The organism is Sphingobium sp. WTD-1, from assembly GCF_030128825.1.
Taxonomy (GTDB): Bacteria; Pseudomonadota; Alphaproteobacteria; order Sphingomonadales; family Sphingomonadaceae; genus Sphingobium.
This window is the reverse complement of the sequence record NZ_CP119127.1, coordinates 2,361,592-2,378,283: the sequence shown is the minus strand read 5'-3', so window position 1 is coordinate 2,378,283 and position 16,692 is coordinate 2,361,592. Positions and strand designations below refer to the sequence as shown.

Genomic DNA, 16,692 nt, shown 5'->3' with positions numbered 1-16,692 from the left:
GCTTTCGGCGCGGTCGTTCGTTTCCGTCCGCATCGATCATTCCGAACCGCTGCCAGGAAGCCCAGCCCCTTGCCCCTGATCCGCCCCTTCGCCCCCGCCGACCAGCCGGGCATTCTCGACCTGATCCTGGGCATACAGCGCGACGAATATGGCATCGCCATCACCGCAGCGGACCAGCCGGACCTGACCGACATAGCCGGCTTCTACCTGCCCGGCGTCGGCGGTTTCTGGGTCGCGGAGGAGGACGGCCGGATCGTCGGCACGATCGCGCTCAAGGATATCGGCCGGGGTCAGGGCGCGCTGCGCAAGATGTTCGTGGCGTCCAGCCATCGCGGCCGCGCCGCCGGCGTCGCCCGGGCGCTGCTCGACCATCTGCTCGACGCGGCGGCCGACCGCGGCCTGGCCCAAATCTATCTCGGCACCACCGCCCGCTTCCTGGCGGCGCATCGCTTCTACGAGAAGAATGGCTTCGCGCTGGTCGACGCCGACGACCTGCCGCCCGACTTCCCCAGGATGGCGGTCGACACGCGCTTCTACGAACGAAAGATCGAACCGGCGAAGGCCGGATAGATTACGGATTATCGGTGCTGTTTGCCTTGGCGCCGGGCACCGCTTCCTTGCTGGTCATCGCCACCGCCGGCGGTCCCTTCTGGATCGCGGCGTTGAGCTGCGCGACCTCGGGGCAGCTGCCCTTGCACAGGCTCTGTGCCTGGGCGAGATTTTCCTTGGCCTTGGCGATCGCGCCCTTCTCGACCATCGCCTCACCCTGGCCGGCGATCGCGGTCACGTCGGTCGGATCAAGCAGCAGCGCTTCCTTGTAAAGGCGGATGGCCTTGCCCTGCAGCCCCTGCGCCCGCGCCACTTCAGCGAGTTCGATATAGGCCGCGCGGTTGCGCGGATCGACCGCCAGCGCGCTTTCCAGCGCATCGGTGGCACCGGTCAGATTGCCCGCCTTGCGCGCCGCCTCGCCTGCCTTCTGCCATTCGATCGACCGCGGTTCGATCTGGGTATCGGGGCGCTGGGTCAGGCCCACGCTGGAAACGGTGGTCAGAAGGACGGCAAGGGCAATCGAGGCCGGGGTGAAACGCATCAAAATCTCCAGCCATGTTTCAGGCATTGACTCAGGCCCGCAGACCGAAGGGCAAGTGTCGCTATTTTGCGCGCGCTTGTCCATGGTCTGTTTCAGGCGGTCCTCCGCAGCCGGGCGAAGTAGAAGCCATCGGTGCCGTCATGGCCGGGCGTCAGCAGCAGCCCATGGCCATGGGCGCGGCCCATATCCGCTTCGATCGGCTCGGCACTCCAGCCGGCCTGACGCGCCAGAAACGCATCCACCTGATCCCGCCCCTCTCTGTCGGTCAATGCGCAGGTAGCATAGACCAGCAGACCGCCGGGCGCCAGCAAGGGCGCGGCGAAATCCAGGATCCGGGCCTGTTCCGACACCAGCCGGTCGAGCCGCGCCTGGGTCAGGCGCCAGCGCGCTTCGGGATTGCGACGCCAGGTGCCGGTGCCCGAACAGGGCGCGTCGACCAGCACGATGTCCGCCTGCCCAGTCAGCGGCGCCAGCGCGCGCGCCTCATGCCCCTGGTCCAGCAACAGCCTCTCGATACAGGTCACGCCGGCCCGTTCGGCACGCGGCGCCAGCCGGTCGATCCGGTTGCGGATCGTGTCGGCGGCGATCAGCCGGCCCTTGCCGCCCATCGCCGCAGCCAGCGCCAGCGTCTTGCCGCCCGCCCCTGCGCACAGGTCGATCACCGTCTGCCCGGCCTGCGCCCCGCATGCCGCGGAAATCAGCTGGCTACCGGCATCCTGCACCTCGACCGCGCCGCGCTTCCACGCCTCGCTCTGCTCGACCGGATAGCCTTCGGGCAGGCGCAGCGCGTCAGCCATGCCGGCGATCGGCTTCGCGTCCGGCAATTCGGGCGCCACTTGTGCGGGCGTCGCCTTCAGTCGATTGACACGCAGGTCCACCGGCGCGCGGCCCAGCAACGCATCCTGCTCCACCGGTGCGGCCAGCAAGGGTTGCAACCAGCCCGGCACCGCGCCAGCCGCCGCGCCTGCTTCGCCCGGCTCGATCGGCAGCGGTGCGTGGGCCGATCCGTCGAACAGCGCGGCCAGTTCCGGCTGCGCCTCAACCAGGCCGATCATCGCCGCGCGGCCGGTTTCGGGCCGATCGGCAACGCGGCGGATCGCATCATAGACATGGTCGCGCACCGCGCGGCGATCGCGCGACCCGGCATAGCGCCGTTCCTTGAAATAGCGCGCGATCAGCGTGTCCGCCGCCGGCCCGCCATCACGGGCGGCGGCAATGATCGCGTCCAGCAGGTCGATCGCGGCTTGGATACGGGCGGATGGAGTCATGTATACCTTCCCCCTCCCTTCCAGGGAGGGGCTTGGGGGTGGGTGCCTCCGCAGGAGACTCGCTCCGCTCGCTACCCACCCCTACCCCTCCCTTCAAAGGGAGGGGAATGAAATGGGTTAGCGCGTCGGATAGTTGGGGGCCTCACGCGTGATCGTCACGTCGTGGACATGGCTTTCCGACAGGCCGGCATTGGTGATCTGAACGAAGCGGGCGCGCTCCTGCAGATCCTTGATCGTGCGGCTGCCGGTATAGCCCATCGCCGCCTTCACGCCGCCAACCAGCTGATGGATGACATCCTTGGCCGGCCCCTTGAACGGCACCTGGCCTTCAATGCCTTCGGGCACCAGCTTCATCTGGTCCTTGATGTCGGCCTGGAAATAGCGGTCGGCGCTGCCGCGCGCCATCGCGCCGACGCTGCCCATGCCGCGATAGCTCTTATAGGCGCGGCCCTGATACAGGAAGGTTTCGCCCGGCGCCTCGGCCGTGCCCGCCAGCAGCGATCCGACCATGACGCAGCCCGCACCCGCAGCCAGCGCCTTGGCTACGTCGCCCGACGTGCGCAGGCCGCCATCGGCGATCACCGGCACGCCATGCTTGTGCGCTTCATTGGCCGAATCCATGACGGCGGTCAGCTGCGGCACGCCCACGCCGGCGACGACGCGGGTGGTGCAGATGGAACCGGGGCCGATACCGACCTTCACGCAGTCCGCGCCGGCGTCGATCAGCGCCTTGGTCGCTTCGGCGGTGGCGACATTGCCGGCCACGACCTGGACATGGTTGGACAGTTTCTTGACCGCTTCCACCGCGACCGCGACCTGCTTGCTGTGGCCATGGGCGGTGTCGATGACGATCAGGTCGCATTCCGCGTCGATCAGCGCCTTGCTGCGTTCCAGCCCCTTGTCGCCCACGGTCGAGGCGGCGGCGACGCGCAGCCGGCCCGACGCATCCTTGGTCGCCTGCGGATAGGTGACGGCCTTCTCGATATCCTTGACGGTGATGAGGCCCACGCAGTGATAATTATCGTCCACCACCAGCAGCTTCTCGATCCGGCGGGCATGCAGCAGGCGCTGCGCCTCGTCCTGGCTGACGCCGGCCTTGACCGTCGCCAGATTGTCCTTGGTCATCAATTCGCTGACCGGCTGGTTGGGGTTCTCGGCAAAGCGGGTGTCGCGATGGGTGAGGATACCAACCAGCTTGCCGTTCGCCTCGACGACGGGAATGCCGCTGATCCTGTGACGCTGCATCAGCATCTGCGCGTCGGCCAGCGTCGCGGTCGGCAGGATGGTGATCGGGTTTACGACCATGCCGCTCTCGAAGCGCTTGACCGCACGGACCGCATCAGCCTGTTCCTCGACGGTCAGGTTGCGGTGCAGCACGCCGATGCCGCCCAGCTGCGCCATGACGATCGCCATGTCGGCCTCGGTCACCGTGTCCATCGCCGACGACAGGATCGGGATGTTCAGCTTGATCGCCTTGGTCACATGGGTGGACGTGTCCGCCTGGCTCGGCAGCACATCGGATTCGGCGGGCTGCAACAGCACGTCGTCAAAGGTGAGGCCAAGGCGGATGTCCATGGAAAAAGCCACTTTCTGCTGCGCGGACCGGATGGAGGGGAACCCGATCGCTGGGGGATTTGTGGCGGCCCATGTAACCACTTCGTGCCGAAACGGCCAGACCCCGGCGTCATTTTATTGCTGCTTCTGCGCAACAGCCCCCGCTGCCCGTGCAATCAGCCGGCCATCCCCGGAAGCGATATCCTCGTCTCGACAAGTTTCTGCCTTGTCTCAGGGTATTTACGCGGTGCCCAGCCCGCCCCCCGGCTGCTAGACCGGCCCCCGACCAAAGCTTCCCCCTGTGATCCTGCCCACGGCCAGAGCCAAGGAGACGGCAAAGATGACGTCATCGCCGATACCGGGTTTCGATATTCCCCGCACCGCCCCCGAGGGATTCGTCCACGAACCGGACGCAGCCGGCGCCTTTTGGGAAAACAGCGCCGCCAACACGCTTCCCCCGCCCGACATGGTCGCCGCCTATCAGCGCAATCGGCCCCTGCCCACGGACGGCATCGACACGCGCAAGGCCTATATCATCGGCGGCGGCATCGCTGGCCTTGCCGCCGCTTATTATCTGATCCGCGACGCGCATATGCCGCCGGCCAACATCATGATCCTCGAAAATCTCCATATCGAGGGCGGCTCGCTCGATGGCGCGGGCAATGCGCAGGACGGCTATATCATCCGCGGCGGGCGCGAGATGAACTGGAACTACGATAATCTGTGGGACATGTTCCAGGACGTGCCCGCGCTCGAACTGCCCGAAGGGTTCAGCGTCCTCGACGAATATCGGATGGTCAACGACAATGACCCAAACTGGTCGAAGGCCCGGCTCATGCACCGGCAGGGCGAGATACGCGACTTCTCGACCCTCGGCCTTACCCGCGCCCAGCAATGGGAACTCATTCGCCTGCTGCTCAAGCGCAAGGAGGATCTGGATGACCTGACGATCGAGGATTATTTCTCCAGAGGCTTCCTCCAGAGCAATTTCTGGTTCCTCTGGCGCTCCATGTTCGCCTTCCAGAACTGGCAGAGCCTGTTGGAAATGAAGCTCTACATGCACCGCTTCCTCGATGCGCTCGACGGGCTGCACGACATGTCGGCGCTGGTCTTCCCCAAATATAACCAGTTTGACAGCTTCGTCCGCCCGCTCAGCAAGCTCTTGCGCGACAAGGGCGTGCAGATCCGCTTCGACACCCAGGTGCGCGACATGCGCATGCGCCTGGAGGGCGACCGGCGCACCGTCACCGACCTGCTCTGCCGCATCGGCGGCCGGGAAGACAGCATCGCCATCGGCCCCCGCGATCTGGTCTTCGCCCTCACCGGATCGATCACCGAGGGGACGGCCTATGGCGACATGGACCATGCGCCGGTGCTGGAACGGGGCAAGGCCGATCCCGGCCCCGACAGCGACTGGACGCTGTGGAAGAATCTCGCCGCCAAGTCGCCGGTCTTCGGCCGGCCCGAAAAATTCTATGGCGATGCGGACCGTTCCACCTGGGAATCGGCGACGCTCACCTGCAAGCCATCGCCGCTGGTCGATCGCCTGAAGCAATTGTCCGTCAATGATCCCTATTCGGGCCGCACCGTCACCGGCGGGGTCATCACCTTCACCGACAGCAATTGGGTGATGAGCTTCACCTGCAACCGCCAGCCCCATTTCCCCGACCAGCCCGGCGATGTGCTGGTGCTGTGGGTCTATGCCCTGCTGATGGACAAGGACGGCAATCATGTGAAGAAACCGATGCCGGCCTGCACCGGGCGGGAGATATTGGCCGAACTCTGCTATCATCTGGGCATCGCCGACCAGATTGACGCCGTCGCCGCCAATACCAAGGTGCGCCTGGCGTTGATGCCCTATATCACCGCCGAATTCATGCCGCGCGCCGCCGGCGACCGCCCCCGCATCGTGCCGGAGGGCTGCACCAATCTCGGCCTGCTCGGCCAGTTCGTGGAAACCAACAATGACGTGGTCTTCACCATGGAAAGCTCGGTCCGCACCGCGCGGGTCGCGGTCTATACGCTACTCGACATCCCCAAGGCCGTGCCGGACCTCAGCCCGACCCAATATGATATCCGCAATCTGCTGAAAGCCGCCCGCGCGCTCAACAATGGCGAGCCCTTCATCGGCGAGCGGCTGCTTCGTCGCCTGCTCGACCGCACCTATTTCGCCCATATCCTGCCGCCCGCGCCCGACGGCGCACCGCTTGATCGGGCGGAGGAGGAATTGCGCGGCCTGCTCGGCAAGGGCGGCGACGCCATCCAGCGGGTCGGCACCTGGCTCAGCGGCTTCCGCGATGCGCTGCAACGCCGGGGCGACTGACCGCGCCCACCCAAACAAGAAGGGGCGCGACCATCATGGCCGCGCCCCTTTTTCATGCCACTGCCTGCGCGGCGCTTAGGCGCCAGCGGGGGTCGGATCGCCGAACGGCCCCTTGCGCTTGCGCGTTTTGGGGATGGACGAACCCGCAGCCGGGATCACCGACGGCTTGATCGTGGTGCCGTCGTCGCGGGTGATCTCGCCCTTCTCCAGCAGCGCCTTGATCTCCTCGCCGGAGAGCGTCTCATATTCCAACATCGCGTTGGCCAGCAGGTGCAGCTGGTCCTCATGGCCCTTCAGCAATTCCTGCGCACGGGCATAGCCCTGCTCCACCAGACCACGAATTTCCTTGTCGATCAGCTTGGCCGTCTCGTCCGACATATGGACGCGCTGGCTCTGCGAATAGCCAAGGAAGGTCTCGCCCTGCTGCTCTTCATATTGCAGCGGGCCAAGCTTGTCGGACATGCCCCACTGGGTGACCATGTCGCGCGCCAGCTTGGTGGCGTACTGGATATCGCCCGATGCACCCGACGACACCTTGTCATAGCCGAAGATGATTTCCTCGGCGACGCGGCCACCCATGGCAACCGCCATGTTCGCGTGCATCTTGTCACGATGATAGCTGTAGCTGTCCCGCTCCGGCAGGCGCATCACCATGCCCAGCGCACGGCCGCGCGGAATGATCGTCGCCTTGTGAATGGGGTCGGACGCCGGCTCATGGACCGCGACGATGGCGTGGCCCGCCTCATGATAGGCGGTCATCTTCTTCTCGTCGTCGGTCATGACCATCGAGCGACGCTCGCTGCCCATCATGACCTTGTCCTTGGCCGCCTCGAACTCGTCCATGGCGACCAGGCGCTTGCCGCGACGGGCCGCCATCAGGGCGGCTTCGTTGACCAGATTGGCGAGGTCCGCGCCCGAGAAGCCCGGCGTGCCACGCGCGATGGTGCGCGGGTTGACGTCGGGCGCCAGCGGCACCTTCTTCATGTGGACGGCCAGGATCTTCTCTCGGCCCTCGATGTCGGGACGGGGCACCACGACCTGACGGTCGAAACGGCCCGGACGCAGCAGCGCGGGGTCCAGCACGTCGGGACGGTTGGTCGCCGCGACGATGATGATGCCCTCATTGGCCTCGAAACCGTCCATCTCGACCAGCAGCTGGTTCAGCGTCTGCTCGCGCTCGTCATTGCCATTGCCCAGGCCCGCGCCACGATGGCGGCCGACCGCGTCGATTTCGTCGATGAAGACGATGCACGGCGCATTCTTCTTGGCCTGCTCGAACATGTCGCGAACACGGCTCGCGCCGACGCCGACGAACATCTCGACAAAGTCGGAACCCGAAATGGTGAAGAAGGGCACGCCCGCCTCACCCGCGATCGCGCGGGCCAGCAGCGTCTTGCCGGTGCCCGGCGAACCGACCAGCAGCGCCCCCTTGGGGATCTTGCCGCCCAGCCGCGCGAACTTGCTCGGATCTTTCAGGAACTCGACGATTTCCTGCAGTTCCTCACGCGCTTCGTCGATGCCGGCGACGTCATCGAACGTCACCTTGCCATGCTTTTCGGTCAGCAGCTTGGCCTTGGACTTGCCAAAGCCCATCGCGCCACCGGCGCCGCCGCCCTTCTGCATCTGGCGCAGCACGAAGAAGGCGATGCCCAGGATCAGCAGGAACGGCAGCGACTGATACAGCATGATCTGCCAGAAGCTGGGCTGCTGTTCGGCCTGGCCCGAATATTTGACGTTATAATCGTCCAGCAGGTCGGTCAGCTTGGGATCATTGACCGGGACCGTGCTGAAACCCTGGCCACTCGACAGGGTGCCGGTGATCCGGTCGGGCGCGATGGCCACGTCCTTGACCTGGCCTTCCTGCACCTTGGCGCGGAATTCGGAATAGGCGATGGCGCTGCCGGCCTGGGTGGTCGGGCGCTCGAACAGCGAAACGAACAGGAGCAGGGCGATGATGACCCCTGCCCAAATCATCGCACTCTTGATCCAGGGATTACCCTGTGGGTCTTTTTCGTCGTTCATCATCACTCTCTTTCACCCCGCAAGATAGGGTGTGGCCGGCAAAGCGCAAGCTGGACGCGCTGTCCGCTGCGGATTTCCGCCCCTGTCGATATCCAGCTGGTCAGTTGCCGGTCAGCTGGAACAGCGCGACATAGGCCAGCACCAGCGCCAGGCCGGCGGACAGCCCGCACAGCAGATAGCCCATATAGAGAAGCAGCGGCGGATGCGCCTTGTTCAGCTTCCGGTTCCGCTTCACGGCCGAGAGGATCACGCTGATCAGCAAGCCATAGGTCAGCGCCGCAAATTCCATCATTCCGAACAAATCCCGCTATTGGTCACGCCATGTGGTTAACGACCCATGGGTTAAGAACCGGTCAGCACGCCGCCCAAAAGCGACCGGCCGTTTGCACCCTGCGTCGGACGGTGGAACTTTTCGGGAATTTCAGCGTCGCGGTGGTGCCGGCGACAAGGTCCACACCGCCCCGCCTCGCAGCAGCCAGTCGCCCAGACTCGCCTGACGGCCCGCCCGCGCGGCGGCAATCGCCCGGTCCAGCGCCTCGCCGCGCGGCAACACGATCTCCGGGTCGGCGGAACAGAGCATCTCGATCAGCAGCCGGCGCAAAAGCTCGCGCGGCAGGTCGGTGCGGTCCAGCACCCAGGCGTCGGTCGATGGATGGATATGCGTAGCCGCCAGCCCCGCCACCGTCCATATCAGCGCCGCCTCCGCCTCCGCCAGCGCCGCCGCGCTGCGCGCCGCCGCCTCGGCATCGATCCAGTCGACGCCATCCAGCCGCTTGCGCAGCGCCGCCCGGTCAAAGCGCGGATCGGCATTGGACGGGTCCAGCACATAGGGCAGCCCCGCCTGGTCGGCATGGGCCTGCAATTGCGCCTTGCGCACCGTCAGCAACGGCCGCAGCACCCGGCCGGCCCGCGCCCTCACCCCGGCCAGTCCGCCGACCCCCGATCCCCGGTTGAGCCGCATCAGCAGGGTTTCCAGCTGGTCATCGGCATGATGGGCGGTCAATATCCAGTCCAGCCCGGCGCCGGCCCGCCATGCCTCCAGCTGGGCATAACGCTGTCGCCGCGCCCAGTCCTGGATATTGCCGGACACCGCAGTCTCCGGCGCCAGCGTCGCGTGGGGGACGCGCCGCTGCGCGCACCAGCGCGCGACCATCGCCGCCTCGGCCGCGGATTCAGCCCGCAATCCATGATCCAGCGTCGCCGCGGCCACCCGGCCGGGCCAGGCCTGCACCGCCAGGTCCAGCAGCGCCATGCTGTCCGGCCCGCCCGACACCGCAATGCCGAACCGGGCCGTCTCCTCCCCGTCCACCAATGCGCGCACGGCCAGCCGCAGCGCATCGGGGCGATGGGAAGGTGCCAGCTCCGGCACGTCTATCGGCTCACACGCTGCACTTGGCCTTGGTCCGGCCCTTGTCCATCATGCCGCGCAGGCCGCTCGACAGCGTCGAACCATAGACCTGCTCCAGCTCCGCATAGACCTTGCAGGCATCCGCAGGCTTCTTCAGCTGGATCAGCGCCTCGCCCAGATAGGCCAGGCTGTCGGGCGCGCGCTCGCCGCGCGGGCGCTTCTGGTAATTTTCGTAGAAGGCGACCGACGCCAGCGCCGGCTTGCCATCGTCCAGATAGGCGCGGCCCAGCAGGTTGGCGGCGCGGCTGCCGACCGACCCGTCGCCATATTTGTCGACCGTCGCCTTGAGCTGCGCCTGCGCCTCGGGATAGAATTTCGCGTCCCACAGGCGGAAGCCATAGCTATAGGCATCGCCCGCCGCATCGCCGGTATCCGGCTTCTCGATCGCCGCCACCGCCGTCTTGCGGGCATCGCTGGCCACCGGCGCGGCAGCGGACTTTGCGGACGGGGTCGTCGGCTTGGCGGCGGCCGGCTTGGGCGCGGGAGCATCGGTCGCGACCGTCGGACGCATCACCGGCGGGCCGGCTTCGACCGGCGTTGCGGCCCGCGCTTCGGCTTCCGCCTTGTAGCGGTTGAACGCCTCTTCCAGCTGCTTGAGCTTGTAGCTGTTTTCCTCGACCTGGCCGGTGATCGAGGCGAGCTGCGATTCCAGCGCCCCCACTCGCGCGGTCAGGTCGGCCACCGGGCTCGACGTCGGGCTGCCCGGCGCGACGGTCGGCGTCTGGGGACGGGTGATTTCCGCCTCTACCGGCGTGCCGGCCGGGAACACCTTGCGCTGCACCGCCCGCATTTCCTTTTCCAGCCGGTCGACCCGCAGTTCGACCGTGGGGTTCTGCTGGGCCGCAGCCGGCACAGCCGACAGCAGCGGGGCCGCCAGCGCGATGGCGGTGGTGGCAAGAAAGGCGTAACGCATGATGATCCCCGACTAAATCTTTCTACCTTTAACCATAGGCGCGCACGCCACGCAATAAAGCGCAGCCTTTCAGGCGCCTGTCCGGTAATGGCACGGGTCAGTTGCCGGCGCTGGGTTCCGGCGCGGCGGGTGCGGGCGTCGATGTAGCCGGAGCGGGCACGGGCGCCTGAAGCGACGGCGTACCAGCCGATGCCGGCGCACGCACCGGCCGCGATGGCGACGACGTCTGCCCGGCCGGAACGGCAGCCGGCGCCGCCCGCGCCAGCAGCGCTTCCGCGCTCACCGGAACATCGGCGATGGTGCGATCGGCCGCGCCCAGCGGCGGGATCGGCTTGCCACCCACGGTCACGTCCAGCGCCTGCGGGCGACCGGTCAGGATCGTCGGATTGCGTGCGCCAGCCGGCAGGGTGAAGCTCTCGCCCTTCTTCAGCAGCCCGTCCTTCAGCCGCTCGCCCGCCTCATCGACGATACGCATCCACACATCGTCATTGGCGGTGAACACCACCGGCCCGGTCACGGGCGCCGCAATCGGCGCCTGCACGCCGGCCTTGGGTGCGGCGGCCGGCTTTTCCGCCTGCTGCTCGGCGATTTCCTCGCCGGTCGGCGGGGTCAGCAACTGGGTGCGCCAGATGGTGAAGCCGGCAATCACGATGATGCCGATCACCGCGGCGGTCCAGGCCAGGGTGCGCGACGGCACCCGCGCCGGATCGGCCGGCTCGAACGCCTCGTAACGGGTCGCCCCCATGTCGGAATTATGCACGGCATTGCGCACATCGGCGGCGATCGCCACATCGTCCAGATCGATCGCACGGGCATAGGCACGCGCAAAACCCACGGCATAGGGGATACCCGGCAGCGCCGCATAATCGTCCCGCTCGATCGCCTCCAGCTGGCGCTGGGCGATGCGGGTCCGGGTGGCGATGTCCTGCACCGACAGCCCCTGCGCCTCGCGCGCGGCGCGCAACTTGGCGCCGGGGGTGCTGGGATGCGCTGCCGTCGCGTCCTTCGCGACGGGTTCGAATTCGGGTTCGTCTGCCATGCTGCTCCGCGACCTTGGTTGGCGGCCTTGTCTCATTGCGGGACGGCGCTTGTCAACGCCGGGACGGTGTCTTTATCAGGCGAGTTCAATGTTTCGCTGATCGGCCCAGCTGGTCAGCTGCGCGCGGATATCGCCCGCCCCGCTGTCCAGCAGATCGCGCATCAGCGCCTGCAATTCGGCCGCATCGATCGCCCGGATCATCGCCTTGACCGGACCCACTGATGCCGGCGTGATCGACAGGCGACGAACCCCCAGCCCGATCAGCGCCATCGCCTCCAGCGTGCGCCCGCCCATCTCGCCACAGACACCGACCGGCACCTTGTAGATTTCGCAGATCCGCACCACCCGATCCAGGAAACGCAGGATCGCGATGCTCAGCCAGTCATAGCGCTCCGCCAGCTTGGGATGGGCGCGATCGGCTGCAAACAGGAACTGGGTCAGGTCGTTGGTGCCGATCGACAGGAAATCGAGCCGCGGCAGCAACAGGTCCAGCACCTCGGCCAGCGCCGGCACCTCCAGCATCGCACCATATTTGACCGCAACCGGCAGTTTCTTCTTCTGCCCCGCCAGCCATTGCCGCTGATGCTCCACCAATGCGCGCGCTTCGTCATATTCCCATGGCTCCGACACCATCGGGAACATGATGTTCAGCACCTTGCCCGCGCTCGCCTCCAGCAACGCGCGCGCCTGCGCCTTCATCAGGCCGTCACGGTCCAGCGCCAGGCGGATCGCGCGCCAGCCCATCGCCGGATTATCCTCCTGCTCGTCATCCTCGCGCGTCATATAGGGCAGCGCCTTGTCACCGCCGATGTCGACGGTGCGGAAGATGACGGGACGGTCGCCCGCCGCGTCCAGCACATCCTTGTAGAGCCGCTGCTGCTTCTCGCGCTGCGGCAGCGTCGCCGACACCAGGAACTGGAATTCGGTGCGGAACAGGCCGATGCCGTCGGCGCCGACCATGTCGAGCGCCTGCGCATCCTCGCGCAGGCCCGCATTCACCATCAATTCGATCCGCGCCCCGTCCAGCGTCACCGACGGCAGGTCGCGCATCGCCGCGAACTCCGCCCGCCGCTTCTGCGTCACATGCAGCTTGGACTCGAACGCCTCCTCCATATCGGGGGTCGGCCGGATCAGCAGCGCGTTGCTCCCGACATCCATCAGGATCACGTCGCCTTCATTCACCTGATGACGGATGTCGCGCACACGCCCCAGCACCGGCACGCCCATGGCGCGGGCCACGATGGTCACATGGGCGGTCAGCGATCCTTCCTCCAGGATCACCCCCTTCAGCCGCCGCCGATCATATTCCAGCAATTCCGCCGGTCCCAGATTGCGCGCGATCAATATCGCGTCCTGGCGCAGGCCCATCTGCGCCGCCGTGCCCAACTGGCCCGACACGATCCGCAACAGCCGGTTGGCCAGATCCTCCAGGTCATGCATCCGGTCGCTCAGCAACGGATCGTCGATCTGCCGCATCCGCATCCGCGTGCGCTGCTGCACCCGCTCGATCGCCGCCTCGGCGGTCAGGCCGCTGTCGATCGCCTCGTTGATCCGGCGCGTCCAGCCCTCGTCATAGGCGAACATCTTGTAGGTTTCGAGCACCTCCTGATGCTCGCCCTCCATGCCGAACTCGACTGCGCCGGTCATCCGGTCGATCTGCTCACGCATCTTGGCAAAGGCGGAAATGACCCGCTGCCGCTCGGCCTCGGTATCCTCGGCGACGGTATGTTCGATATGGACGCGCGGCTGGTGGAAGACGACATGGCCGCGCGCCATGCCCATCACCAGTTGCAGCCCGGTCATGATGTTCGACCCGGTTTCCTGCACCCGCGCATCGGTCGGGCCGTCATCGGCCAGTTCGGCATTGGCGATCAGTTCGGACAGCACCATCGCCACCGTCTGCAACGCCTCGATCTCGACCTCTTCATATTTGCGCGGCTCGACATGCTGCACGCACAGCACGCCCAGCGCCCGCTCGCGCCGCACGATCGGGACACCGGCAAAACTGTGGAACAGTTCCTCGCCGGTTTCGGGCCGATAGGAAAAGTCGGGATGGGCCGCCGCCTCGTCCAGGTTCAGCGTCTCGACATTGGTCGCGATCAGGCCGACCAGCCCCTCGCCCTTGGCCATGCGGGTGACATGCACCGCCTCCTGCTTCAGGCCGCGGGTCGCGAACAGTTCCAGCACGCCCTCGCGCACCAGATAGATGGAGCAGACCTCGCTCGACAGCGATTCGCCGATGATCTCCACCACCTTGTTCAGCTTGGCCTGCGCGCTGGTGCGCGCCGCCATCACTTCCTGCAAGCGGACGAGGATCTGGCGGGCGGCGGCGGCGGGCGTGCTGGACATGCCCATGCGCTAACAGATCGGCGGCTTTCTTTCCAAGCGCTTTCCTCGCGATATGTTGATGAACCCCGCAGAAAAGCACGATTGTTGCGCATCGCTGATAAGCTGGCGCATCTTCCTCATTTGCGTGGCGGATACATGCTGTACATTCGTCTAACGCCACAAAGGCAGCATCAAGCATGTCTGGGAGTCAGGGATCATGGAAACGACCACGCCAACGGAGTTTGAACAGGAGCTTCTGGACCGCGGCTATTCGCGCCGCCAGCTGGCCAAGGTGACCGCGCTGCTCGGCGCCGGCGCCGTCGCGATGCGCACCGTCGGTGCCGCCGCACAGCAGGCCGCCAAGCCGGTCGAAGGCGCGGTCCGCATCGGCGCCAACGAATGCTGGACCGGCCCCTTCCCGGTCGCCGCCGAAGCCGCCTTCAAGCTGGTGACCGAAGGCAATCGCTACGAACCCGACAATGAGCATGAAAAGCTGTTCGCCGCCGTCGCGCAGGTGGAGGGCATTCCGGCCGACCGTATCGTCGCCTGGCCCGGCTCGTCCGATCCGCTGAGCCGCGTCGCCGTCGCCTTCGCCTCGCCGACCAAGGGCATCGTCACCGCAGACCCGACCTATGAAGCGATCTGGCGCACCGGCGCCTGGCTCGGCGCCAAGGTGACGAAGGTGCCGCTGACCAAGGACAATGCCCATGACGTGAAGGCGATGCTGGCGGCCGATCCCAATGCCGGCGTCTATTATATCTGCTCGCCCAACAACCCGACCGGCACGATCACACCGATCGGCGACATCGAATGGCTGGCCGCCAACAAGCCCAAGGATTCGGTACTGGTCGTCGACGAAGCCTATATCCACTGGACCGACACGCCGCGCGCCGCCAAGCTCGCCGCCACCCGCGACGACGTGCTGGTGCTGCGCACCTTCTCGAAGCTGTTCGGCATGGCCGGCATGCGCCTGGGCCTCACCTTCGCCGCGCCTTCGCTGATGGAAAAGATGATGCGCTATGACGGTGGCCAGGTCACCGCCATGCTGCCGATGACGGCCGTTGCCTGCGGCACCGTCTCGGTCGCCCAGGCCGATCTCATCAAGGCGCGCCAGGCCGAAATGGCGGCCAACCGTGACAAGGCGATCGCCCATCTGACCAAGAAGGGGATCAAGGTGCTGCCGGGCAGCATGGCGAACATGTTCATGGTCGACTGGGGCAAGCCCGCCAAGGACATGCAGGCCGCCCTGCTGACGCAGAAGGTGCAGATCGGCCGCAACTGGCCGATCTGGCCCAATGTATCGCGCATCTCGGTCGGCTCGGCCAGCGAGATGGACGCCTTCTGCAAGGCCGTGGATGCGGTCTGGAAAGCCTGATCTGACCTGACCTTACGAAAAAGGGGCTGCGGCGCGCAAAATAAAGCGTGCCGCAGCCCCTTTTGCATTGCGGAAATTGTTTCCGCCTTCGTTTCTCCAGACGAAATCCAAGGCATTTCGCAGGAAAACAAGGGGACAATCGGCATGACCATGATGTTGGACAAGGAAGCGCGGGAAGACCTGATCGAGCGCGGCTATTCGCGCCGCCAGCTTGCCAAGGTTGCCGCCCTGATCGGCGCCGGCGCCGCGATGCACGAAATGCTGGCCGCGCCCGCCCTCGCGCAGCAGCAGGCCGCCCGCGGCATCAAGGGCGCGGTGCGCATCGGCTCGAACGAATGCTGGACCGGCCCCTTCCCCTCGGGCGTCGACGCCATCGCCAAGGCAGGCGCCGTCGGCAACTGGTATGATCCCGACAATTATCGTGGCGACCTGGTCTCGACCATCGCCAAGGTGGAGGGCATTCCCGAAGCCCAGGTGATGCTGTGGCCCGGCTCGGGTGGCCCGCTGGTCTCGACCGTCGCGGCCTATTGCTCGCCGACCAAGGGCCTGGTCACCGCCGACCCGACCTTCGAATCCGCCTGGCGCACCGCCGATTACCTCAAGGCGCCGATCGCCAAGGCGCCCCAGGCCGTCGGCAAGGGCCATGACGTCAAGGCCATGCTGGCCGCCAACCCGAACGCCGGCCTCTACTACATCTGCACGCCCAACAACCCGACCGGCACGATCACGCCGATCGCCGACATCAAGTGGCTGCTCGACAACAAGCCGGCCGATGCCATGCTGCTGGTCGACGAAGCCTATATCCACTTCTCGGACGCGCCCAGCGCCGCTTCGCTGATCGGCAACCGCAAGGACATCATCGTCATGCGGACCTTCTCGAAGCTGTTCGGCATGGCCGGCATCCGCCTCGGCCTGACCTTCGCCGATCCCGAAGTGCAGAAGCGCCTGATGCTGTTCGGCCCGTCGGCCGGCGGCCTGTCGATCACCGCCATGGCCTGCGGCAACGCCGTCTATCCCGAAGCCGCGCTCATCAAGGCGCGCCGCGACGAGATGATCGCCGCCCGCGACCAGACCATTGCCTGGCTCACCAAGAAGGGCATAGAAGTCCAGCCCGGCAGCCAGGCCAACATGTTCATGGTCAACTGGAAGAAGCCGGCCAAGGAAATGCAGGCCGCCCTGCTCGCCTCGCCGGAAAAGGTGCAGATTGGCCGCAACTGGCCGATCTGGCCCAATGTCTCGCGCGTCACCGTCGGTTCGGCCGAAGACATGACGAAATTCTGTGCGGCTGTGGACAAGGTCTACAAGGCCTGAGAGCCTGTCTGAAAAATCGCGAAAGGGCGATTTTTCAGTACGGTTCCGGCCCGCGCCCCCG

13 protein-coding genes are annotated in these 16,692 nt (G+C 66.2%); 4 read left to right on the top strand and 9 right to left on the bottom strand.

The features are described from left to right. The first annotated feature begins 69 nt into the window (after window positions 1-69). A complete protein-coding gene (locus N6H05_RS11855; RefSeq protein WP_284114015.1) occupies window positions 70-570 on the top strand; it encodes a GNAT family N-acetyltransferase in 501 nt (166 codons plus the stop codon). Window position 571: 1 nt separating this feature from the next. On the opposite strand, the gene N6H05_RS11850 is transcribed toward N6H05_RS11855, so the two are convergent. The 3 genes from N6H05_RS11850 to guaB form a co-directional block, all read right to left on the bottom strand. Then, window positions 572-1,090, bottom strand: coding sequence for a tetratricopeptide repeat protein (locus tag N6H05_RS11850; protein WP_284114014.1), 519 nt, complete (start codon window positions 1,088-1,090; stop codon window positions 572-574). A gap of 92 nt (window positions 1,091-1,182) precedes the next feature. Then, the gene (locus tag N6H05_RS11845; protein WP_284114013.1) at window positions 1,183-2,358 is read right to left on the bottom strand and encodes an RsmB/NOP family class I SAM-dependent RNA methyltransferase; all 1,176 of its coding nucleotides are present in this window, start codon (window positions 2,356-2,358) and stop codon (window positions 1,183-1,185) included. A gap of 117 nt (window positions 2,359-2,475) precedes the next feature. After that, window positions 2,476-3,933, bottom strand: a complete 1,458-nt coding sequence (gene guaB / locus N6H05_RS11840; RefSeq protein ID WP_284114012.1) for an IMP dehydrogenase — start codon at window positions 3,931-3,933, stop codon at window positions 2,476-2,478. A 319-nt stretch (window positions 3,934-4,252) separates the two neighbouring features. On the opposite strand from guaB, the gene N6H05_RS11835 reads away from it, so the two are divergent. Further along, window positions 4,253-6,235: an oleate hydratase gene (locus N6H05_RS11835; protein WP_284114011.1), complete on the top strand. Its 1,983-nt coding sequence runs from the start codon at window positions 4,253-4,255 to the stop codon at window positions 6,233-6,235. A gap of 75 nt (window positions 6,236-6,310) precedes the next feature. Here the strand turns inward: N6H05_RS11835 and ftsH are convergent, their stop codons facing one another. The 6 genes from ftsH to ptsP all read right to left on the bottom strand — a co-directional run bounded on the left by ftsH (window position 6,311) and on the right by ptsP (window position 13,966). Then, complete coding sequence (gene ftsH, locus N6H05_RS11830) at window positions 6,311-8,257, bottom strand: ATP-dependent zinc metalloprotease FtsH (RefSeq protein ID WP_004208015.1); 1,947 nt, start codon at window positions 8,255-8,257, stop codon at window positions 6,311-6,313. Between the two features lie 100 nt (window positions 8,258-8,357). Beyond that, window positions 8,358-8,549 (bottom strand): hypothetical protein, encoded by a 192-nt coding sequence (locus N6H05_RS11825; protein ID WP_004208016.1) that lies wholly within the window; start codon window positions 8,547-8,549, stop codon window positions 8,358-8,360. A gap of 129 nt (window positions 8,550-8,678) precedes the next feature. Then, window positions 8,679-9,626: a tRNA lysidine(34) synthetase TilS gene (gene tilS / locus N6H05_RS11820; protein WP_284114010.1), complete on the bottom strand. Its 948-nt coding sequence runs from the start codon at window positions 9,624-9,626 to the stop codon at window positions 8,679-8,681. A gap of 10 nt (window positions 9,627-9,636) precedes the next feature. Further along, window positions 9,637-10,578, bottom strand: a complete 942-nt coding sequence (locus tag N6H05_RS11815) for a tol-pal system YbgF family protein (RefSeq protein ID WP_284114009.1) — start codon at window positions 10,576-10,578, stop codon at window positions 9,637-9,639. A gap of 97 nt (window positions 10,579-10,675) precedes the next feature. Beyond that, a complete protein-coding gene (locus N6H05_RS11810) occupies window positions 10,676-11,617 on the bottom strand; it encodes a helix-turn-helix domain-containing protein (protein WP_284114008.1) in 942 nt (313 codons plus the stop codon). A 75-nt stretch (window positions 11,618-11,692) separates the two neighbouring features. Then, on the bottom strand, window positions 11,693-13,966 hold the full coding sequence (ptsP, locus tag N6H05_RS11805) for a phosphoenolpyruvate--protein phosphotransferase (RefSeq protein ID WP_284114007.1): 2,274 nt from the start codon (window positions 13,964-13,966) through the stop codon (window positions 11,693-11,695). 196 nt (window positions 13,967-14,162) lie between these two features. On the opposite strand from ptsP, the gene N6H05_RS11800 reads away from it, so the two are divergent. Further along, window positions 14,163-15,320, top strand: a complete 1,158-nt coding sequence (locus tag N6H05_RS11800; protein ID WP_004208021.1) for a pyridoxal phosphate-dependent aminotransferase — start codon at window positions 14,163-14,165, stop codon at window positions 15,318-15,320. A gap of 144 nt (window positions 15,321-15,464) precedes the next feature. Beyond that, window positions 15,465-16,631: a pyridoxal phosphate-dependent aminotransferase gene (locus N6H05_RS11795; RefSeq protein WP_284114006.1), complete on the top strand. Its 1,167-nt coding sequence runs from the start codon at window positions 15,465-15,467 to the stop codon at window positions 16,629-16,631. Window positions 16,632-16,692 lie beyond the last annotated feature (61 nt).